The organism is Candidatus Liberibacter americanus str. Sao Paulo, assembly GCF_000496595.1.
Classification (GTDB): Bacteria; Pseudomonadota; Alphaproteobacteria; order Rhizobiales; family Rhizobiaceae; genus Liberibacter; species Liberibacter americanus.
Window position 1 is genome coordinate 978,839 of the sequence record NC_022793.1, and the last position, 22,678, is coordinate 1,001,516.

The following is a 22,678-nucleotide window of genomic DNA, read 5'->3' on the forward strand; positions in this document are numbered from 1 at the left end:
TACAATAATTGCTTGGTTATGTTTTGAGGGATTTTATTTGTGGATTACGTTTGTTTGCTTTTTACCGCTAGTTTTCTTTCTGCATTCCTTTCTGGATTATTTGGTATGGGTGGCGGTTTGGTAATGGTACCAATATTAGCCAAAGCATTTCAACTATCAGGAGTTGATGACTCCATCTGCATGCATGTTGCTATGGGTACATCTTTAGGAGTTATAGCCCCAACCTCAATTTTGTCTTTTATAGAACATAAACGACATGGAACAGTTGATATGAGAATCTTTAAATCTTGGATTATTGTACTGCCAGTTAGTTCGCTAATAACATCTATCCTAACAACTCGCCTAGATAATAACTTATTAAAAATAGGATTTTCTGTTTTTTGCTGCTTTATAGGATTTTTAATGATATTTAAAAATTATCTCGTTTTTAAGTATGATTTTCCTGATAATTATCTCAAATATGTTTGGGGAATAATTATAGGAATATTCTCCGGAGCTATGGGAGTAGGAGGAGGTATATTGAGCGCTATAATAATGTTGCTATGTGGTCGCTCAATTAATCAAGCAACAGCAATATCAGCAGGAGTTAGTCTCTTAATAACTATTCCTGGATTATTTGTTAGAATTTACAGTGGATGGGGAGAACTAGAACAAAATCCAATGTCGCTGGGTTATGTTGATGTATTAACTGTATTAACAATTCTACCTATTAGTTTTATAGTATCGCCAATATCTACTAAAATATCTTATATGATGGAAAAGAGACATCTTGAATTTGGATTTAGTCTTGTAATGTTTTTTGTGGCATTTTCCTTTATATGATCAAAGGCAAAATTAAAGTTAATTCGAAATACAAATATATATTAAGTGTCAAAAAATATTAGATATTATGTTCCAAGATTAGTATTTTTGTTTTTCATAATTATGTCACTATATTCCATCAAATTGTATTTTCTTAATAAAAAATACATGACAATTTTTATCTGTCTAAACTTAATACTTTTTAAAATATTGTTGCAATATTACATTATATAATATTATGAATAAAAATATTTAGTTTAATATTACTATATAACAGTAATATAACCTTATATTACTAGATAAACCAAATTATGACAAATTTTATAATTTAATTATAAAAAATAAAAACTTTATTAACTACTTGCAATAACATCATTATACATGTATAGAGATTAGTCTCTATTTTAGTATATAGTCTATATATACTAAAAATTTTTCAATTATTTTTATAAATTATATTATTACAGTTATTACGGAAAAAAAATGTTTTTTTTATACCCAACTAAATTTAATAAAAATAAATGTGGTTCTTTTACGATAATGACCGCTATTATTTTGCCAATTTTGATTATGCTTATTGCTTTTATAGTTGATGTTTCTAATATAGTTTATACTAAATCAGTAAATCAATATTTAACTGATAAAGTCGTTATAGATTCATCCTTAGATATAATTTCTGATAGTGATTATATTACAGATAATCAGGTTAGAGAGAGTATATTTGAAAATATTAAAAAAGTTCTAAAAAAAGAATTTAGTAAAAATGAACTTGAAAAAATATTAGATGAAGCGAAGATTAATATCAATAAAGATGCTAACAACAATCGTCATATTACACTAAATATAAGTTATCCGTTCTATCACAATAAATTAAGCATATTATACTTAATAAAAGATAATGGAAGTACCAGATTAGAAAATACAAGTACGGTCTTATCAATTCCAGAAAGAAAGAGCATTAATTATGTATATCAAGCACTATCCTCTTACTTTGTTATTGATGTTTCTGGTTCTATGAATAATAGATTTGGTAATAAACCCTTAGATATTAATGATGTTAATGAGATTAATTTATATCTTGATGATGTTATTGATCCTTATAATTTTATTGATCCTAATAATAACGAACAAAAATATAGAAAAAACTCAAAAGCTGAATATATGGTAAAATATCTCAAAGAATTTATCAAAACACTGGAAAATAACTATAAAGATGATAAATTATTGCGAACTGGGCTCATATCATATAATACTATAATAGTAAAACACTTGCCTATAAATAATGGAACAAAACATATAAATGATTACATAGATAAAATATACCCTTATGGCCTGACTAATTCATATATTGCAATGGAAAAAGCATATAAATCATTTATAAACATTGAAGATTCAGTTGATAACATTAATAATGAAAAGTATATTGTATTTATGACAGATGGAGAAAATACACATTCGACTGATGATGATTTAACTATTAAAATTTGTGATATGGCAAAAAAAAGAGGCATAAAAATTATTACAGTTGCTATTGATATTAATAAACCAGGTCCAATAAGTCTTTTGACTAGGTGTTCTTCCGAAAATCGTGTATACATTGCTAATAATCATAATGATATGAAAAAAATATTTATGAAAGTTGCCAAAAGTATGATTGATTCACATAAAAGAATTATAATTAGCAAATAAAAAAACAAGTTAATTGTTTTTATGTTTTGATAAAATATTTTTTATGAAATAGTAATATTAATTAATAGTACCCATAGAATTTGCGATCTATTTAAAAAATAGCTGTAAAACAGTTTGGTTTCAAGATATTTATCTCGAGTTATTACTTATAAAAGTAATTCACATTAGTTATTATATATTTTGCAAAATAAACTAGCTATCCTATTTATAAATTAAATTGGATTATGTAACAGAGATTACTCTTTTACTGACTTAAATTAATAATATTTAAATATTTTTAAATAGCCTACTATAATATTAATTCATAATATTAATCCAGCTATAAAATTAATTTTATAGTATATATGATGTTCTATATTTCAATATAATTTTTATAAAATATTGTTTACAATATTATACCATAGTTTATTACTATACTATACTATACTATACTATACTATATAAATTCATTCTAAAATAGAATAATTTATTATTTTTAATTTATTTTATAGTATTAATTATGAATATCAAAAATATTATAAATAATAATTTAGGTAATATTGGATTAGTTACATCTATTATTATACCTATTATAATTACTTTTGTCGGATCAGTAATTGACATAACAAATTCATTTTTAATAAAGACAACTCTACATGATATTACAGATCGTGCCCTTATGCATACAGCATCTTATATAGCCTCTTCAAATACAATACCAGCTTATACAAAGGTTAATGATAATTTGATTAGTAATATGACAACTGAGTTAAAGGAATATTTTTCTGATACTGACAATAAAGATATCATAAAAAATGCTAATATTTCTATTATAAAAGATCCAAAATTAGAACAATATACAATATCGATAACTCCAGTTTATCAAATGAAAGCTAATATTTTCAATATATTATCTTATGTAATAACTAATTATAAAATTAATATAACAATACATAGCTCTATTATTGCAAGAATAGGAGGAACAAAAAACGAATCGCTTAATGCAGTATTAGTTTTAGACGCATCTGAATCCATGAATCAGAAATTTACTAATGAAAAAAAACATGAAAAAACAAAAATAGATATAATGAAAGAAGCTGTTCGTAATTTTCTCAAGCAAATTGATAAAAACAAAAAATTAAATGAAAAATCCTTGATAGGAGCTGTGACATTTAATGATAAAGTTAAAGATATATTCCCTGTTAGCTTTGGGACAAAAAATCTTAAAACAAAAATAAATAGTATAAAAGCTTTTGGCTCTACTAACTCAGATCCTGCAATGAAAAAAGGATATGAGATGATTAATGACAAATCACAAAAAAAAGAAAATTATAAACGATATCTCATACTAATGACTGATGGTAAAAATACAAGTATTGGATACAATTATAATACCATCAAAACTTGTGAAATGGCTAAAAAAGATGGTATTAATATTTTTGTTGTATCTCTAAGAGAGAAAGAAAAAAAAAACAATAATCACACACTATCTTTTCCTGAGGCATGCGCCTCTTCTGACAAGGAAATACTTAATATGTATTATGCTACTAGCTACAATGATATGAATAATATTTTTACTGAAATCGGAAAGAAAATATCACAGAAAAAGCATGTACAGTTGAAGAAATAAATTACTATTTAATATCTTATCGTATTTAAATATTTATTTAATGAATCAAAAAGTATAGTACCACCAATTATATAAATTATTTATCATTTTTATATCCTAATTGAATAAGTATAAAAATAATAAAAATAAAGTCTTTATATACTCATATATCAGATTATCTATTATACAATAAATAATACTTATTATGTATTATCTACCCTTTAATATCTAATCAATCTATAACAAGCATATCAGAAATTATAATATTCAGAACTAGTATTATGCGAAAAATCATACGCTAATAAAGATATCATAATCTACAACATGATGATATAATCATTTTTCGATATTGTTATCTTAAAATATCTTTTTAGAACTAGGAAAGCATTATATGATTACTCGTGTGGTTTGGCTACGAAATGATCTTCGCATTACCGATAATAAGGCATTGCATGCTGCATGTAGCGATCCAAATGCAAAAGTAATTGCAGTATTTATTGCTACACCAGAACAATGGCGTCAACACGACATGTCAGCACGTCAAGCAACATTTATTTATAAAACGCTCCTAAAAGTACAAGAATCATTAGCTAAAAAAGGAATTACGCTTATATATCATCAGTGTACTGATTTCGATAATTCAATAAAATGGTTAGAAGATTATTGTAATAAACAGCAGGTTTCAGAACTTTTCTATAATTATCAATATGAAATTAATGAGTATCGACGTGATCGTAAACTAGAACAACGTTTAAAAAATAAAGTCATATGTAGAGGATTTGACGATAGCGTCATGCTTCCACCTGGAAGTATACTAAATGATAGCGGCAAAATGTATAAAATATATACGCCATTTCGCAAAGCATTTATTAGTCATATTACTGAATCAGATATGCAATCTTTACCAGCGCCTAAAATACGTAAAAATGGACCTATATCCATAAAAACATTACCTCCGCCTTTTAATTACCCATATCAAGAAGTTGACCCAATATTCCCTATAGGTGAAAAAAACGCGCTACAATTATTGCGAGATTTCTGTAAACACAAAGTACAAAATTATGCTGAACAACGAGACATTCCATCCATTAAAGGCACTAGTAATTTATCACCATATCTATCTATTGGAGCAATTTCAACTCGTCAATGCTTTAATAGGTTAAAAGCTGAATTTCCAGATATCTTTATTAAAAACGCTTTTAGTTGGCTAAATGAACTAATTTGGCGTGAATTTTATCGTCATTTAATAGTCGCTTACCCATTTTTATGCATGGGCAAACCATTTATTAAATGGACTGAACAAATAAAATGGAACTGTGATAGTAAATCTTTTCAAGCTTGGAAACAAGGCCTTACGGGGATACCTATAGTTGATGCAGCAATGCGACAACTAAATTCTATAGGATGGATGCACAATCGTTTACGCATGATAAGTGCAAGTTTTTTAGTTAAAGATCTTCTCATAGATTGGCGACTTGGAGAAAAATATTTCATGTCGCAACTAATAGATGGAGATCTAGCATCTAATAATGGAGGATGGCAATGGGCAGCTTCTGTGGGTAGTGATTCAGTCCCCTATTTTCGAATTTTTAATCCTATTACTCAAGGGAAACGTTTTGATAAAGAATGTATTTTTATACGTCAATGGATACCTGAACTAAAAAATATTTCAGATAAACAGATACACACAATTAATGATTGGAACAATGAAGAAAGACAATATATAAATTATCCTATTCCAATTATAGATCACCAAGAAGCTCGTCAAAAAAGCCTTACTGAATATTATAGAGCTAAAAATGCATCAATAACATAATATTCATAAGCATATCATATAATCAAAATTATATTTTTCTCTATTAATTATATAATTAAGCCATATTTATTGATAAAAGATAATCATCTAATATAGCATTAACAATTTATTGAGATTTCATTATAAAATAAGAGATCAAACTACATATAACATATCGCCTATCATTGAACGATTATATAAGAAGTATAATAAAAAAACAGTTGAAAAAAAATAATTATTGCCTCCATCTTTCAAAATGTTATAAATGAATTTTTAGATTATAATCTAGCATTGATATCTCCAAATGAGTATATTATCATGCAATGTAATTTATAAAAGTATTTTTTAAACTTTTGAAAAATATATTTAAAATATTTGAATGAAAAACAGTACATTACTTAAAAGCGTTATATATCATTGTCGATGGTCTATTTTTATTACAATAATTGCTATTTTACTCAGCATATGGATTGGATGGACGACAACTAAAACTGTATCACTAACAATCGAAACAGTTTATATATGCATTATACTAGCAATAATGGAAATATCTCTATCCTTTGATAATTCTATTATTAATGCACGCAATCTACAAAAAATGTCACCTATTTGGCAAAAAAGATTTATGACTTGGGGAATATTAATCGCTGTATTCGGCATGCGAATCATATTTCCAATAGTTATTGTCTGCGTTTCAGCAAGTATAAATCCAATTGAAGCAATCAATATTGCTATATTTAATCCAAGCGACTACTTAAAAATTATCACTAATGCACACCTACCTATTGCAGGATTTGGCGGTACATTCTTAATGATGGTTAGCCTTAACTTCTTCTTTGATACTAAAAAAAATGTTCACTGGATCAGCTTTTTAGAGCGTCATATATCAAGATTTGCTAGAATTAAAGGACTGAAGATCATTTTAGTATATTTATTCATTATAGGAATATCATCTAGATTAAAAACAGATGATATTTACATATTATTATATTCTTCGGTTTTTGCTTTGATAATATTTTATGCAATCAATTTTTTAGAGCTTATAATATCAACTAATAACAATAAAAAAATTGCCGGACAAACAAAATATGGACTTAGCCTTTTCTTATATCTCGAAATAATTGATGCCAGTATGTCTTTTGATGGAGTCATAAGTTCATTTGCAATTACTAAAAATTTTCCTATTATAATTATAGGACTCGCAATTGGAGCAGTATATGTTCGCTCTATGACTATTTTTATTCTTAAAACAGGGATTATCAATAAATATAAGTACCTTGAACATGGATCATTTTATGCCATCTTCGTTCTTTCAATGGTAATGTTTTTACAGACTATATTTAATATCCCAGAAATATTTACTGGAACAAGCAGCGTTATATTAATAATTTCATCTGTTATTTCATCAATGTATAGCGATAGTAATCATCTAACAAAACGATTATAATGATCTCCATCATCAAATAATTTTCTATTACTATTACTATCAGTTTTTGCGCAAAATATAAAAAATTGATCGGATTTATAAAATTTTTTAAAAATAATGTATTAATCAAACAACTTTATACTACCAAGTAAATTATATTATAAAAATTATAATCTATTGGTTTTTAATAATTTTTTAGAACAAATTTCCTAATTTATTATAGTATATTGTGCATTATTAGCAGATTAATATAAATATCATAGTCATATCCCCAACTTGCAGAAAATATTACTGTAATTCATCATAATATTATTAATATGTACCCTTAAAAAAATAAATAGATGAAATAATTGCATATAAAAATCAATAGCAGATAAACATTGAAATATAAGACAATAGTTATAAAAAAATGATCTCATTGATTTATACTTATACAATCGTATTTAATCTATTAATTTTTAAATTAGAATTTGCCTAAAGATAAAACTATAATATTAATAATAGATTTTTTTATAATATTTTATAAGTTAGCTAATAAAATTTATGATTATTTTTATAAATAGCAAAATGATTTATATATTTACATGTGAAACAAGTTCTACTACTCGATTTGTAGGCAAGTGAAAATAATCAGATGGAGACTCCGCATGAGAAAAAAGAATTATAAACAAATGATCCTGCCATGAAGGCATCCCAGAACGAGAGATAGGAACTAATTTACGTCTTCCTAAATAGAATGATGTATTCATAATCTCAAATTGCAAACCATTATTTATAAGATCTACAAGCGCTTGAGAAACATTTGGTCTTTCCATATATCCAAAAAATAATTCTAAACGTGAAAAACGTTCTGAAATTCTTTCATGAATAAAACGTTCATTATCTGGCACACGGGGTTTATTAGCGGTATTAATTGTCATAATAATATTATGTTCATGTAATACGTGATTATGTTTGATATTCTGTAATAATGCATCCGGAACAGCTCGTGCATCATTAGTAAGGAAAATTGCAGTACCAGGAACTTGATGACTTAATTTCTCTATCGAAGCAATAAAAGAAGCTAATGGAATATCTGAATATTGTGTAAGTTTTGATAAAAGATTTATACCTCTTCTCCATGTAGACATTACAATAATACATAAAAATGCAATAAATAATGAAACATATCCTCCATCAAAAAATTTAAGCATATTTGATATAAAAAAAGTCATTTCAATTAAAAATAAAGGAAGAATAAATAAGATGGTTTTATAAAGCTTCCATTGCAAATATATACGCGAAAAAATACAAAACATTATTGTGGAAATAATCATAGTTCCACTTACAGAAATACCATATGCCGAAATCAGAAATTCAGATTTTTTAAAATAAATCACAAATATAATTACACAAATTAATAAAAATAAATTAACGCTTGGTAAAAAAACCTGTCCCTTAAATGTCTCTGAAGTAAAAATCACCTTCATTCTTGGCAAAAATCTCAAATTAATTGCCTGTTGAGTTAGTGAAAATGCGCCTGTAATAACCGATTGACTAGCAATAACAGTTGCACATGTTGCTATAAAAACTGCCACCGGCAAAAACCATCCTGAAAACATAAGATAAAAAGGATCTTGAGCATACATAGGATTGGCAAGAACTAAAGCACCCTGCCCTAAATAATTAATTGTCAAAGCAGGAAAAATCATAATCATCCAAGCGTATTGGATAGGTTTACGGCCAAAGTGTCCAAGATCAGCATAAAGAGCCTCAGATCCCGTAATAGTCAAAAAAACCGAACCTAATATTATTAGAGAAAGACTACCTTCTCTCATCAATATATTAAAAGCATATAGAGGATTAAAAGCAGCAAGAATGCTAAGATCATAAAAAATATTGATTAATCCAGATATTGTTATCATTAGTAGCCAAATCCCCATAATAGGAGAAAAAAAACGAGCTATACCTACTGTCCCATGAGACTGCATTGAAAATAAAAAAACTAATATGACTAATGAGATGGGAACAGCATAATTAATTAATCCAGGAGCCATATATCTTATGCCTTCTACTGCAGACAGAACAGAAAGAGCTGGAGTTAATATTGTATCGCCAATGAATAATGCAGCACCGATTAATCCTAAGAAAATTAATATAGATGATCCTTTTGGATATTTCTTTAACAGTAGTGCAAGAAGAGATAATATCCCTCCCTCACCATCATTATCAGCTCTCAACAATAATAGTATGTATTTTATTGTTACAACTAAAGTAAGAATCCAAATCATCAAAGAGACTAGACCTATAACCTCTATCCTTCCTACAGAAGAAGATTGATTAATCACCTTCAACGATTCTTTAAAAGAGTATAAAACACTGGTTCCAATATCCCCATAAACAACACCTATAGATTCAAAAACAAGATAAAAAAGGCCTAGATTATTATTCGTAACATTTTTGCTATGAGTGGTCATGAATATACGTCTCTATAAACTAATTACTATTAGTAACTTAATATATTTGATCAAAAAATTAATTAATTTTTATATCTAGAAAATACGAAATATTCAAAAAACATTATTCGCATATGATATACAGTAATTTATTATATAATTTAATTCAATAAAATCTATAACATGGAAATATGCTGATAACATCAATTAAAATATTTATTTTATATTAGATATAAAAATCACAAAGTATAAAAAAAAGTAATCACCGAAAACTATTTTAAAAATATCTAATATTTTACAAAATTCTACTTGATGATCTTCCCTTCTCAAGGAACTGTTGAACACGATCTGCAATTTTTTTATATGTAACTGACAATACTGAATCTGGATTACTCAAAACAATTGGAAATCCTAAATCTGAACTAATTCTAACGTCAGTATCGAAAGGAATTGATTCTAAAAAAGGTATACCCATTTTCTCTGCTTCAGAAACAACACCACCTTGTCCTAATATATCATATTTTTTACCAGTATCATAATCCATAAAATAACTCATATTCTCAATCATACCAATAATAGGAACATTCAATTTTTGAAACATAGATATAGATCTTCTAACATCAATCAAAGCTAATTCTTGTGGTGTAGAAACGACAATGACGCCTGATAGAGGTATTTTCTGAGCAATAGCTAATATTGCATCTCCTGTTCCTGGAGGCATATCAATTAACATAACATCGATATTTCCCCATGTAACATATTTTAACATATTAATCACAGCGGACTGGACCATAGGTCCTCTCCAAATCATAGCAGATTTATTATCGACTAGAGCAGCTATTGACATAATTTTAATGCCATATTTTTCGATAGGTTTAAGTTTATTTTTTCCCAATATTTCTGCTTTACAATCAATGTCTAGTAGTTTTGGGATCGAAGGACCATGGACATCCGCATCCAAAATCGCAACTCTATTTCCAATAGAACTCAAAGAACACGCTATATTAACTGCTGTCGTCGATTTGCCAACACCTCCTTTACCAGAGGCAACAGCTATAAAACTTACAATACCTTTAACAAAACTATTCTTAGAAGAAACTTTAAATACCTTATCATCTGTCAAAGTTACAACAGCACTTCCTATCTCAGGAACATCTTTAACTAATTCTTCAGCTCGTAAACGTAATGAATCTAATCCTGATGCTTCATCTATATCTACTCTTATCGAAAGATAGGCCTTATCCTTAACTATACAGATATCAGAAACACGACCCATATCAACAATGTTATGTTCATCACCTGATATATGCAATATCTTCAAAGAAGATATTATTCGGTCCTTTATATCTTTAATCATTATCAAAAAACCCACGATTAATATGGTTGCGGGGGTAGGATTTGAACCCACGACCTTCAGGTTATGAGCCTGACGAGCTACCATACTGCTCCACCCCGCGATAAAATAAAATCCGTGCTTTATAGACCTGGCAACGACCAACTCTCCCGCATCTTAAGATGAAGTACCATAGGCGCTGGGGCATTTAACGGCCGTGTTCGGAATGAGAACGGGTGCAGTAACCCCGCAAAAGCCACCAAGTCTATAAAAAACGGATATCTTTATACTATATATTATATATATGACTATTGACAATAAGAGCAATCAAGCCAATCGAGCTATTAGTACTGGTAAGCTACACTGGTTACCCAGCTTCCACATCCAGCCTATCAACGTGGTAGTCTACCACGGCTCTGATAGGGAATACTAGTTTTCAGGTGGGCTTCCCACTTAGATGCTTTCAGCGGTTATCCTTTCCGTATTTAGCTACCCTGCTATGCTCTTGGAAAAACAACAGGTCCACCAGAGATACGTCCATCCCGGTCCTCTCGTACTAGGGAAAGATCCTGTCAATATTCCTACACCCACGGCAGATAGGGACCGAACTGTCTCACGACGTTCTGAACCCAGCTCACGTACCGCTTTAATTGGCGAACAGCCAAACCCTTGGGACCTTCTCCAGCCCCAGGATGCGATGAGCCGACATCGAGGTGCCAAACAACCCCGTCGATATGGACTCTTGGGGGTCATCAGCCTGTTATCCCCGGCGTACCTTTTATCCGTTGAGCGATGGCCCTTCCACTCGGAACCACCGGATCACTATGACCGACTTTCGTCTCTGCTCGACTTGTCAGTCTCACAGTCAGGCAGGCTTATGCCATTGCACTCAACAAGCGATTTCCGACCGCTCTGAGCCTACCATCGCGCGCCTCCGTTACTCTTTCGGAGGCGACCGCCCCAGTCAAACTACCCACCATACAATGTCCCGGCACCGGATAACGGTGCGCGGTTAGACATCCACATCAATAAGGGTGGTATTTCAAGGATGGCTCCACAAAAACTAGCGCCTCTGCTTCAATGCCTACCACCTATCCTACACATGTCAATACAAATGCCAATGTAAAGCTATAGTAAAGGTGCACGGGGTCTTTCCGTCTAACCGCAGGAACCCCGCATCTTCACGGGGAATTCAATTTCACTGAGTCTGCGTTGGAGACAGTGGGGAAGTCGTTACGCCATTCGTGCAGGTCGGAACTTACCCGACAAGGAATTTCGCTACCTTAGGACCGTTATAGTTACGGCCGCCGTTTACTGGGGCTTCAATTCAGAGCTCTCACCCCTCCTATTAACCTTCCAGCACCGGGCAGGCGTCAGGCCCTATACTTCGTCTTACGACTTCGCAGAGCCCTGTGTTTTTGGTAAACAGTCGCTACCCCCTAGTTTGTGACACCTCTATCTGGTTGCCCAAATAAAGGTCACGCTTATCCCTAAGTTACGCGTGCAATTTGCCGAGTTCCTTCAACGCAGTTCTCTCAAGCGCCTTAGTATTCTCTACCTAACCACCTGTGTCGGTTTAGGGTACGGTCTATACGGTGGAGCTATTTCCTGGAACTAATTCAAAGCACATCTAATCCAATAAAATGTACAACTTACTTAATCCGTCACTTCCACCAGGCCCACAAATATTAATGTGGTTCCCATCAGCTACGCGTCTCCGCCTCACCTTAGGGGCCGGCTAACCCTGCTCAGATTAACTTTAAGCAGGAACCCTTGGTCTTTCGGCGAGAGGGTCTCTCACCCTCTTTATCGTTACTCATGTCAACATTCTCACTTCCGATACCTCCAGAGGTCCTCACAGATCCTCCTTCATCAGCTTACGGAACGCTCCGCTACCACTCGTTATAAAACAAGTCCTCATCTTCGGTGCATGGCTTTAGCCCCGTTACATTTTCGGCGCAGAAAACCTTATCTAGACCAGTGAGCTGTTACGCTTTCTTTAAATGATGGCTGCTTCTAAGCCAACATCCTGGTTGTTTTGGGATCTCTACTTCCTTTCCCACTTAGCCATGACTTCGGGACCTTAGATGGAGGTCAGGGTTGTTTCCCTCTCCACAATGGACGTTAGCACCCACTGTGTGTCTGCCAACTATTACTCCTCGGTATTCGGAGTTTGGCTAGGATCAGTAAGGCGGTAAGCCCCCATAGCCTATCCAGTGCTCTACCCCCGAGGGTATTCAGTTAACGCTCTACCTAAATAGATTTCGCGGAGAACCAGCTATCTCCGAGTTTGATTGGCCTTTCACCCCTATCCACAAGTCATCCCAATCTATTGCAACAGATACGGGTTCGGTCCTCCAATTGGTGTTACCCAATCTTCAACCTGCTCATGGATAGATCACTCGGTTTCGGGTCTAATGCAACAAACTAATCGCCCTATTAAGACTCGCTTTCGCTACGCCTACACCTATCGGCTTAAGCTCGCTTGTCACACTAAGTCGTTGACCCATTATACAAAAGGTACGCCGTCAGCCTCGCGGCCTTCGACTGTTTGTAGGCATTCGGTTTCAGGGTCTATTTCACTCCCCTAGTAGGGGTTCTTTTCGCCTTTCCCTCACGGTACTAGTTCACTATCGGTTATGCACGAGTACTTAGGCTTGGAGCGTGGTCGCCCCATATTCAGACAGGATTCCTCGTGTCCCGCCCTACTCAAGTATAAATATATCCATTACGTGTACAGGGCTATCACCTACTATGGCATACCTTCCCAGGTATTTCTACTTAAAATATATCTATCACTGGCCTGGTCCGCGTTCGCTCGCCACTACTAACGGAGTCTCAATTGATGTCCTTTCCTACAGGTACTTAGATGTTTCAGTTCCCTGCGTTCGCTTCTTTTACCCTATTTTATTCAAGTAAAGATACCCAAAAATACCTAAAAAATTAAACCTTACAGTTCACTTTCCTAGACATCTTAAGGTGGGTTCCCCCATTCGGAAATCTACGGATCAAAGCTTATTAGCAGCTCCCCTTAGCTTATCGCAGCATATCACGTCCTTCATCGCCTGTGCATACCAAGGCATCCACCAAATGCCCTTTTGCGCTTGATCACTCTCATTGTCAATAGTCATAATTATCATTATAACTTAAAATCAATCAAAAAAACATCATCTCTATAACAATGCTTCTTCAAGACCTATTCCTGAGATAAATTATCAACGTCCGGTTATCTAACGTCGGTAATATAAATGCTCGCATACAATGCAATCATCTATAATACAAAAAAATCTATCTTCTATTCAATTTTAATATATCTTATGTATTAAAACAAAAAAATATTAATAATTGCAAATGGTGGAGCCGAGCGGAATCGAACCGCTGACATCCTGCTTGCAAAGCAGGCGCTCTACCAGCTGAGCTACGGCCCCTAAAAATGGGTGGTGGGCCCAGGTAGACTCGAACTACCGACCTCACCCTTATCAGGGGTGCACTCTAACCGCCTGAGCTATGGGCCCTATTTAATAATAAACGACCCCATCATTCGCAAAAACATGGGAAAAGAAAGAGAAACTTGGACGGCGACATAAAAAACTGTCATTAATAAATAACAGATCATATCTTGAGCTTAACGCTCTATCTTTAAAAAATGCTAATATCATCAAATTAATCTAATAATAATAAACATCTTCCTTAGAAAGGAGGTGATCCAGCCGCAGGTTCCCCTACGGCTACCTTGTTACGACTTCACCCCAGTCGCTGACCCTACCGTGGCCGGCTGCCTCCTTACGGTTAGCTCACCGTCTTCAGGCAAAACCAACTCCCATGGTGTGACGGGCGGTGTGTACAAGGCCCGAGAACGTATTCACCGCGGCATGCTGATCCGCGATTACTAGCGATTCCAACTTCATGCACTCGAGTTGCAGAGTGCAATCCGAACTGAGATGGCTTTTAGGGATTAGCTCCGCCTCGCGACTTTGCAACCCTCTGTCACCACCATTGTAGCACGTGTGTAGCCCAGCCCATAAGGGCCATGAGGACTTGACGTCATCCCCACCTTCCTCCGGCTTATCACCGGCAGTCCCTATAAAGTTCCCAACTTAATGATGGCAAATATAGGCAGGGGTTGCGCTCGTTGCGGGACTTAACCCAACATCTCACGACACGAGCTGACGACAGCCATGCAGCACCTGTGTGTGGGTCTCCGAAAAGAAAATATCATCTCTGATATCGTCCCACCATGTCAAGGGCTGGTAAGGTTCTGCGCGTTGCATCGAATTAAACCACATGCTCCACCGCTTGTGCGGGCCCCCGTCAATTCCTTTGAGTTTTAATCTTGCGACCGTACTCCCCAGGCGGAGTGCTTAACGCGTTAGCTGCGCCACTGAATGGTAAACCACCCAACAGCTAGCACTCATCGTTTACAGCGTGGACTACCAGGGTATCTAATCCTGTTTGCTCCCCACGCTTTCGTGCCTCAGCGTCAGTATCAGGCCAGTGAGCCGCCTTCGCCACTGGTGTTCCTCCGAATATCAACGAATTTCACCTCTCCACTCGGAATTCCGCTCACCTCTCCTGAACTCTAGACAAACAGTATTAAAGGCAGTTCCAAGGTTGAGCCTTGGGATTTCACCTCTAACTTAATCGCCCGCCTACGCACCCTTTACGCCCAGTTATTCCGAACAACGCTCGCCCCCTTCGTATTACCGCGGCTGCTGGCACGAAGTTAGCCGGGGCTTCTTCTCCGGTTACCGTCATTATCTTCTCCGGCGAAAGAGCTTTACAACCCTAAGGCCTTCTTCACTCACGCGGCATGGCTGGATCAGGGTTGCCCCCATTGTCCAATATTCCCCACTGCTGCCTCCCGTAGGAGTCTGGGCCGTGTCTCAGTCCCAGTGTGGCTGATCGTCCTCTCAGACCAGCTATAGATCATCGCCTTGGTAGGCCTTTACCCCACCAACTAGCTAATCTAACGCGGGTTCATCTTTCTCCAATAAAATCTTTCCCTCTAAAGGCGTATACGGTATTAGCACACGTTTCCGTGCGTTATCCCGTAGAAAAAGGTAGATCCCCACGCGTTACTCACCCGTCTGCCGCTAGTACTTGCGTACTCGCTCGACTTGCATGTGTTAAGCCTGCCGCCAGCGTTCGTTCTGAGCCAGGATCAAACTCTCATGTTATTGCTAAAAACGCAAACATGCTCAAATCCTTCCGCTAATAACGTATATAAACGCATCAACTAGTTAGAAAAACATCTTAAACGTTCCTAAATCCATAATATTAATAAATAATATTACAAATATTAAAAATCGCCGTCCATGTCTCCCTTCCTTCTCCTTATTCCTTTGTCAAATACCAACCCGCAATATTAAACAGATCATTCTACTTTAGTCAACAAAAATACAAATACATATATATTTTTATATCACTTAATCTTATAACATATCTCTTATATCTTTTTTTAAACCTTATTTGACTCTATCAAATAAAAACTATATCCCCTAGAAACGTAAATCCTTAAAAAATAATAAAACAACAATAATATGTAGAGGTCATAATAATGGAAACCCTCTCCAAAGCTTATATAGCAGAATTACCAAATTATTATTCTGGCAAAGTACGTGAAAATTACTTTTTAGATAACGGCATTCGTATAACAATAGCAACAGATAGATTAAGTGCTTTTGACCGTAATATTGCCTGCGTTCCTCATAAGGGGCAAATATTAAATCAGATGACAAAATACTGGTTTAAAAATACATCTGATATATGTAAAAATTATGCTATAGATTATCCTGACCCCAATGTTTTGGTCGGGGAACAATTAAAAATGATTCCTATAGAATTAATTGTACGTGGCTATCTATCAGGCAATACGAATACTTCTATCCTTACGTTATATAAAAAAGGAGATCGTATAATATATGGCCACCGTCTCCCTGATGGAATGAGTAAGAATCAAAAACTACCGCAACCAATCATAACTCCTACCACCAAATCTGCAAAAAATGATCATGATCTCCCAATATCCGCACACGAAATTATTCAACAGGGCATTCTTACAAAAAAGCAATGGGATATAATTTCAAATTATTCTCTATCTCTCTTCAATCGCGGATGTAAAATAGCGGCAGATAGCGGTTTAATTCTTGCAGATAGCAAATACGAGTTTGGATTAAATAAATCAAATGAAATAATATTAGCAGATGAAATACACACTCCTGATTCTAGTCGTTATTGGACAATAGAAGGTTATAAACAATCTATTATAGATGGCATTATGCCGTCTGGATTAGATAAAGACATTATTAGAAATTGGATACTTAAACGTTGCTATCCTTATAAAGATAAAATACCTAAAATACCCAATGAACTTATACTTGATGTATCAAAGGCTTATATAACAGCTTACGAAAAAATCACTAAATCAAAATTTATATTCAACAATAATGATTGTAGCATTTTACAAAGGATTCGTAATAACTTATGTAAATATTATGTATAATTAAGAGTGTGATTACAGTATTATACAAATAATTTCTAAAGATAAATTAATTATTATTGTTTTATAAATCCATTGAGATATCATTGTGTTAATAATTTTATAAAAAATAAATAACATTAAATAATGTTATGGAAGATATATATTGTAAAAAAATAAATTATCGTAATCTAATCTGAATACTGTATATTAGATAAGAGTGATAAAAATACTATATAATCATCATAAATTATCTTAGACGTATAATAGAATTGATCTTAATAATAACTTCCTTCTAAGTTATTTTCCTAGTAATTAACTAAATAGTAGCGTGTTGATATAATAAAAAGTTTAAGAGTCTAATTATTTATGCAAAAAGAAAATAAGCATATTTTCCTAGTTGATGGATCAAGTTTTATATATAAAGCATTTTACGCAACGCCTCCCCTTTATCGTAAATTAGATGGATTGCCAGTAAATGCTATTTCTGGTTTTTGCAACATGTTATGGAAATTACTACAAAATTCGCGTATAGAAAACACGGCATCCCATTTTGCTGTAGTGTTTGATCATTCTGGGAAAACTTTCCGAAATGACATTTATCCGGAATATAAAGCCAATCGTAGTCAAATTCCTGAAATGTTAATACCTCAATTACCGATTGTGCGTTTAGCAACAAAAGCATTTGGAATACAATCTATTGAACTCAAAGGTTTCGAAGCTGACGATATTATTGCAACATATGCTATCTTAGCAGAGAAAGAAGGTTTTTTAGTTACCATTATATCTACAGATAAAGATTTAATGCAACTAATAAGTCCTAATATTTGCATGTATGATACAATCAATGAAGAAAAAATCGATGTTGAAAGCGTTATTAAAAAATGGAATGTCAAACCAGAACAAATGGTGTGTTTGCAAGCATTAGCGGGAGATCCTTCTGATAATATTCCAGGAGCTCCGGGAATAGGATATAAAACAGCCATATCTCTTCTACAAGAGTATAAAAATGTTGATAATATTATTAAAAATGCAAATCAAATAAAACAAAAAAAAAGACGTGAAAGCATATTAAATAATATAGATATAGTGCTAACTTCTCGTAATCTCGTTAAACTTCGCACAGATGTACAAATCAGCATCCCGATTGATAATCTAATATTAGAGGATAAAAACGGACCTAAGATAATTTCTTTTCTTAAGGCTTTAGAATTTACTAAACTAATAAACCGTGTTGCTAAGGCCTGCGATTGCAATGCAAATAACATTGATCCTTTATTTATAGATATAGATTTTGTACCTAATAAAGCAATAGCGGGAAAATATAAAAATTATAACGACGATATAATTTCAGGAAAACTTGAGGGAAGTATATCAAAAAATAGCACTAAAAACTTATTTTTAGAACGTTATAAAATTTTATCTAAATCAAATATCGAATATAATGCATATATCAAAATAATTGATATTGAAGATATTAAAAAATGGATTGGTATATTAAAGAAAAGTAACATAGTTTCTTTCAAAATTATAACTGATATAATAGATGCTTTTAATTCCAAGCCAATTGCAATTTCGTTCAGCATTCTTGATAATTACCCTTCCTATTCAAAAGAGGAAAATATTACAATATATATTCCATTGAATTTTAGAAAAGAAAAATACTCAATAGAAGATGTTTTATCCCATTTAAAAGATTTATTTGAAAATGAAAAAATACTTAAAATAGGACATAACATAAAATATGATAAACTTGTTTTACATCGCTATGGAATTACCATAAACGGATTTGATGATATCATGATCATGTCCTATGTATTAAACTCCAGCAAATCTTCTCATGATTTGCAATACATTGCCAATAAATGGCTTTCTTATAATATTATGAAACGAAAAGATATATTAGGATCAAGAAAATCATTTATACCAATTGATGAAATCAATGATTTACAAATTCAAGAATATGCCAAAAATAACAGTTATGTTATTTTAAAATTATGGTTGCTACTTAAGGCAAAGTTAATTTCTGAAAGATTACTCTGTGTATATGAAAGATTGGACAAGCCAATAATTAATGTCGTAGCACAAATGGAAATAGAAGGAATAAAAATAGACAAAAAATTGCTTTTAGATCTTTCGTATGAATTATCAAAAGATCTGTCAGTATTAGAAGAAAAAATATATAATGAGTCTGGAGAAAAATTTAATATTGCCTCACCCAAACAACTAGGAGATATTTTATTTGAAAAACTTAAATTACCAGGCGGAAATAAAACCAAAACAGGACAATGGAAAACCAAAGCTGAAGATATTGAACAAATAAACTATGGAAACAGTCCTCTTATTCCGTATATTCTTGAATGGCGTCAAATATCAAAAATAAAATCAACATATTCTGACTCCTTACCACATCATATAAATAATAAGACAAATCGCATACATACGTTTTATTCAATAGCATCCACAACTACTGGACGACTTTCCTCTTTAGAACCAAATCTTCAAAATATTCCCATAAAAAGCGATTTAGGGAAAAAAATTCGAAAATCATTCATAGCTTCTCCCGGGAAAAAACTTGTTTCAGCAGACTATAATCAAATTGAATTAAGAATTTTAGCACATATTGCACAAATAAACCCATTATGTAAGGCCTTCGAAAAATCACTGGATATTCATACAGTTACAGCATCAGAGATCTTTGGGATAAGCTCAGATAAAGTATCTCAAGATATGAGAAGACGCGCAAAAACTATAAATTTTAGTATAATATACGGCATATCACCTTTCATGCTCGCAAAACAGCTTAAGATAACACGTCATGAAGCAGCTGACTATATTAATAGATACTTTAATCGCTTCCCAGGAATATATGAATATATTGAAAATACAAAAAATTTTGTAAGAGAAAATTCTTTTGTAGAAACTATTTTTGGACGTCGAATATATTATGAGGATATCAACTCACCTAAAAAATCTATTAGAAGTATTAGTGAAAGAGCCGCAGTTAATGCTCCTATACAAGGATCAGCAGCAGATATCACAAGAAGAGCTATGATCAAAGTGCAAAAGTTATTTGATTTACATAATTTATCAACAAAAATGTTATTACAAATTCACGACGAACTTCTCTTTGAAGCAACAGAAGAAGAAATAGAACAAGCTTCTAATATTATTATGCAATCAATGAAAAACGCATGCTTACCTAGAATTAAATTAATGGTACCATTAAAAGTAGATATAAAAATTGCAGATAATTGGCAAGGAATGAATTAAAAATATGTTTTATAAATTTTATCATATAAGATATCAAATAAATCCTCTCTTTATTAATAAAAAATATAAAACACTTCCCTAGTTTAGAGGTATATCCCTGAAATATAAAACAATTTTACTTATAATTTATAAAATTTTATATATCTACAATACATTAAGATAATGTATTGATATTTAGATTAATGATTGATAAAGAGCATCGATAGTTTATGGTGATTTATAAGATTAAAACATAGTCCAAAATGATTTTAACATAATTGATCATATTATAAATAATTATAAAAAAAGTTAAGCGTTAAATAATAATAAAAACCAATATAATTATATTATGTACTATATCATTTAATTTTATCTAAACTATGTCTTTCTAAAAATCTTTTTTGAAATCACGGTTGAATCTGTATTTAAATGATATAAAATTGGCTCTCCTGTATCTATATTTACATCAGCAATACTATCTGAATTTATACCGTCTAAAACCATTAATAAAGATCGCAAGGAATTACCATGTGCCGTCACAAGAACTGATTTATTTTGTAGTATAACTGGTAAAATAGAAGTAAGATAATACGATAAAACACGAGCGCTTGTATCTCTAAGACTTTCTCCTCTTGGAGGAGATACATCATATGAACGACGCCAAATATTTACTTGATAATCCCCCCATCTTTTCCTAGCATCATCTTTATTCATCCCAGAAAGATCACCATAATCACGTTCGTTAAGAGCAGCTGAATAAATTGGCTGAATATTTTCTTGATTAACTTCTTTTAAAATTAACTTACAAGTATCCTGAGATCTTTTTAATGAAGAGCTAAAAGCAGCATCAAAAGATATTCCATGCTCGATAAATTTCTTACCAACCGATATCGCCTCATTTACTCCAACAGGCGTTAAAGGAGGATTCATCTTACCGGTGAAAAGATTTTTAAAATTCCACTCGCTTTGACCATGACGAACAAGAACAAGCATCCTAGTCATAAATTTTATTCCTTATCAAATAATTCCATATCTAAAACATCCAACATCGAATATAATCCATTATCTTTAGATAATGCCCATAAAGCTGCAGTAATAGCACCATTTGCGAAAATAGATCTATCATAAGCACTATGCGATAATGTTATAGATTCACCTTCACCAGCAATAATAATAGAGTGATCTCCAACGACAGATCCTCCTCGCAATGTTGCAAATCCAATAGAACCTTCTTTACGCAGTTGATGTTTTTTATTGCGATCTAACACATAATTCTTAGAAAGATCTACATTACGACCACTAGATATAGCATCTCCAAGAAATAATGCCGTTCCTGAAGGGGCATCTAATTTATGACGATGGTGCATTTCTAAAATTTCAAAATCCCATTTATTCCCGGGAAAATACCTTGCAGATATTTTTGCCAACGCACCCAAAAAATTAATACCTAAGCTCATATTTCCTGATTTAACAATTTTAGCATTTCTAGAAAAATCATTAATTATATTATTATCATTATCAGAAAAACCCGTTGTGCCAATAATATGCACGATATGCATATCAGAGGAGATTTTCAAAGCTTCTAAAGTAAATGCAGGAGAAGAAAAATCAATCACTCCATCTACAGAATGCAATGCTTTTTTAATATCATCGGTAAACTGAACACCAATAAACGGCATTCCCGCAACAACACCAGCATCCTTTCCCAAAAGAGGAGAGCCTGCACGTACTATTATAGATTGTAAATTGACAGAGGAATTTTCATGAATCGCCTTAACCAAGGCCTTACCCATACGTCCTCCTCCACCTAAAATAGCAATTCTCATCGGAGATTTTTGCATATTACTTCTCTCAATAAATAAATATTATATGATTAAAAAT

The 22,678-nt window shown here is 32.6% G+C and carries 11 protein-coding genes, 3 tRNA genes and 3 rRNA genes; 7 read left to right on the forward strand and 10 right to left on the reverse strand.

Annotated features, from left to right (window positions below; translation table 11 throughout):
- The first annotated feature begins 39 nt into the window (after positions 1 to 39).
- From LAM_RS04160 to LAM_RS04180, 5 genes are all read left to right on the forward strand, one after another.
- Positions 40 to 822 (forward strand): sulfite exporter TauE/SafE family protein, encoded by a 783-nt coding sequence (locus LAM_RS04160; RefSeq protein WP_007557113.1) that lies wholly within the window; start codon positions 40 to 42, stop codon positions 820 to 822.
- Between the two features lie 462 nt (positions 823 to 1,284).
- A complete protein-coding gene (locus tag LAM_RS04165; RefSeq protein ID WP_007557112.1) occupies positions 1,285 to 2,490 on the forward strand; it encodes a vWA domain-containing protein in 1,206 nt (401 codons plus the stop codon).
- A 499-nt stretch (positions 2,491 to 2,989) separates the two neighbouring features.
- Positions 2,990 to 4,099, forward strand: a complete 1,110-nt coding sequence (locus tag LAM_RS04170) for a VWA domain-containing protein (RefSeq protein ID WP_007557111.1) — start codon at positions 2,990 to 2,992, stop codon at positions 4,097 to 4,099.
- 370 nt (positions 4,100 to 4,469) lie between these two features.
- Complete coding sequence (phrB, locus tag LAM_RS04175) at positions 4,470 to 5,894, forward strand: deoxyribodipyrimidine photo-lyase (protein WP_007557110.1); 1,425 nt, start codon at positions 4,470 to 4,472, stop codon at positions 5,892 to 5,894.
- Between the two features lie 358 nt (positions 5,895 to 6,252).
- Positions 6,253 to 7,320 carry a DUF475 domain-containing protein gene (locus tag LAM_RS04180; RefSeq protein ID WP_023466374.1) on the forward strand — a complete coding sequence of 356 codons (1,068 nt, stop codon included), beginning with the start codon at positions 6,253 to 6,255 and terminating at the stop codon, positions 7,318 to 7,320.
- A gap of 551 nt (positions 7,321 to 7,871) precedes the next feature.
- On the opposite strand, the gene LAM_RS04185 is transcribed toward LAM_RS04180, so the two are convergent.
- From LAM_RS04185 to LAM_RS04220, 8 genes are all read right to left on the reverse strand, one after another.
- A complete protein-coding gene (locus LAM_RS04185; protein ID WP_007557107.1) occupies positions 7,872 to 9,755 on the reverse strand; it encodes a potassium transporter Kup in 1,884 nt (627 codons plus the stop codon).
- A gap of 274 nt (positions 9,756 to 10,029) precedes the next feature.
- Positions 10,030 to 11,091 carry an Mrp/NBP35 family ATP-binding protein gene (locus tag LAM_RS04190; protein ID WP_040055866.1) on the reverse strand — a complete coding sequence of 354 codons (1,062 nt, stop codon included), beginning with the start codon at positions 11,089 to 11,091 and terminating at the stop codon, positions 10,030 to 10,032.
- Positions 11,092 to 11,114: 23 nt separating this feature from the next.
- Positions 11,115 to 11,191, reverse strand: a tRNA-Met gene (locus LAM_RS04195).
- Positions 11,192 to 11,216: 25 nt separating this feature from the next.
- Positions 11,217 to 11,331: ribosomal RNA gene (gene rrf / locus LAM_RS04200) — 5S ribosomal RNA — on the reverse strand.
- A 59-nt stretch (positions 11,332 to 11,390) separates the two neighbouring features.
- A 23S ribosomal RNA gene (locus LAM_RS04205) occupies positions 11,391 to 14,177 on the reverse strand.
- 242 nt (positions 14,178 to 14,419) lie between these two features.
- Positions 14,420 to 14,495, reverse strand: a tRNA-Ala gene (locus LAM_RS04210).
- Between the two features lie 10 nt (positions 14,496 to 14,505).
- Positions 14,506 to 14,582: transfer RNA gene (locus LAM_RS04215), tRNA-Ile, on the reverse strand.
- Positions 14,583 to 14,761: 179 nt separating this feature from the next.
- Positions 14,762 to 16,244: ribosomal RNA gene (locus LAM_RS04220) — 16S ribosomal RNA — on the reverse strand.
- The 16S, 23S and 5S rRNA genes sit together here with 3 tRNA genes alongside, the layout of an rRNA operon.
- A gap of 380 nt (positions 16,245 to 16,624) precedes the next feature.
- Between LAM_RS04220 and LAM_RS04225 the strand changes: the two genes are divergently transcribed.
- Complete coding sequence (locus LAM_RS04225) at positions 16,625 to 17,569, forward strand: phosphoribosylaminoimidazolesuccinocarboxamide synthase (RefSeq protein WP_007557106.1); 945 nt, start codon at positions 16,625 to 16,627, stop codon at positions 17,567 to 17,569.
- 345 nt (positions 17,570 to 17,914) lie between these two features.
- A complete protein-coding gene (gene polA / locus LAM_RS04230) occupies positions 17,915 to 20,818 on the forward strand; it encodes a DNA polymerase I (RefSeq protein ID WP_007557105.1) in 2,904 nt (967 codons plus the stop codon).
- A gap of 357 nt (positions 20,819 to 21,175) precedes the next feature.
- Here polA and LAM_RS04235 read toward each other — a convergent pair whose 3' ends face one another.
- On the reverse strand, positions 21,176 to 21,799 hold the full coding sequence (locus tag LAM_RS04235; protein ID WP_007557104.1) for a 2,3-bisphosphoglycerate-dependent phosphoglycerate mutase: 624 nt from the start codon (positions 21,797 to 21,799) through the stop codon (positions 21,176 to 21,178).
- Between the two features lie 5 nt (positions 21,800 to 21,804).
- Positions 21,805 to 22,638 carry a 4-hydroxy-tetrahydrodipicolinate reductase gene (gene dapB, locus LAM_RS04240; protein ID WP_007557103.1) on the reverse strand — a complete coding sequence of 278 codons (834 nt, stop codon included), beginning with the start codon at positions 22,636 to 22,638 and terminating at the stop codon, positions 21,805 to 21,807.
- Between the last annotated feature and the right edge of the window lie 40 nt (positions 22,639 to 22,678).

Coding starts and splice junctions, on each gene's coding strand:
- polA (WP_007557105.1), top strand. CDS start 17,915: ATGCAAAAAGAAAATAAGCATATTTTCCTAGTTGATGGATCAAGTTTT.
- LAM_RS04180 (WP_023466374.1), top strand. CDS start 6,253: ATGAAAAACAGTACATTACTTAAAAGCGTTATATATCATTGTCGATGG.
- LAM_RS04225 (WP_007557106.1), top strand. CDS start 16,625: ATGGAAACCCTCTCCAAAGCTTATATAGCAGAATTACCAAATTATTAT.
- phrB (WP_007557110.1), top strand. CDS start 4,470: ATGATTACTCGTGTGGTTTGGCTACGAAATGATCTTCGCATTACCGAT.
- LAM_RS04185 (WP_007557107.1), bottom strand. CDS start 9,755: ATGACCACTCATAGCAAAAATGTTACGAATAATAATCTAGGCCTTTTT.
- dapB (WP_007557103.1), bottom strand. CDS start 22,638: ATGCAAAAATCTCCGATGAGAATTGCTATTTTAGGTGGAGGAGGACGT.
- LAM_RS04190 (WP_040055866.1), bottom strand. CDS start 11,091: ATGATTAAAGATATAAAGGACCGAATAATATCTTCTTTGAAGATATTG.
- LAM_RS04170 (WP_007557111.1), top strand. CDS start 2,990: ATGAATATCAAAAATATTATAAATAATAATTTAGGTAATATTGGATTA.
- LAM_RS04165 (WP_007557112.1), top strand. CDS start 1,285: ATGTTTTTTTTATACCCAACTAAATTTAATAAAAATAAATGTGGTTCT.
- LAM_RS04235 (WP_007557104.1), bottom strand. CDS start 21,799: ATGACTAGGATGCTTGTTCTTGTTCGTCATGGTCAAAGCGAGTGGAAT.